This window comes from Dellaglioa sp. CoH-57-MRSF-17 (assembly GCF_056782015.1).
On sequence record NZ_JBXAXY010000054.1, the window covers coordinates 1 to 432 of the forward strand.

The 432-nt window shown below is 58.6% G+C and carries 1 protein-coding gene; it reads left to right on the forward strand.

Annotated elements, in window-relative coordinates; genetic code table 11:
* Positions 1–71: 71 nt before the first annotated feature.
* The coding region (locus AC1RPJ_RS07830; protein WP_481762851.1) for a hypothetical protein at positions 72–432 on the forward strand (361 nt) is incomplete at its 3' end.

Consider the following 432-nt stretch of genomic DNA (forward strand, 5'->3'; position numbering starts at 1 on the left):
TAACGGCTGAGGGGTTGACGAATAGCCCACTTTCTCGTATCATTTCCACATCAATTCAACAGGAGAAGTAGATGAGCAACGCCGTTTATCAATACCGCATGCGCACGGCTGGTGGTTCGTGGACCGATTGGCGCAATTGCGACCGTCGCATGCACTGGGATATCCGCACGGCTCCGACTGTGGGTCAGTACGAGTTCGAGACGCAGGCGCTGCTCATCGTTGCCAATGACGCAGATGTTGAGGGCCCGGAGGCGGCCGCGTACGAACGCGGGTATCAGGTCGGCGTCGAAAAGGCGTTGGACGAGTTCCGGACGCTCGTCGATGATGAGACGTACGAAATTGGGGGCCATGCTGCGACGTTTGTGACGAAGCTTGCGGATCGCGTGCAGGACGCGCTGCTCAATAGCGCAAAGGGCTCCGGCACGGATACGG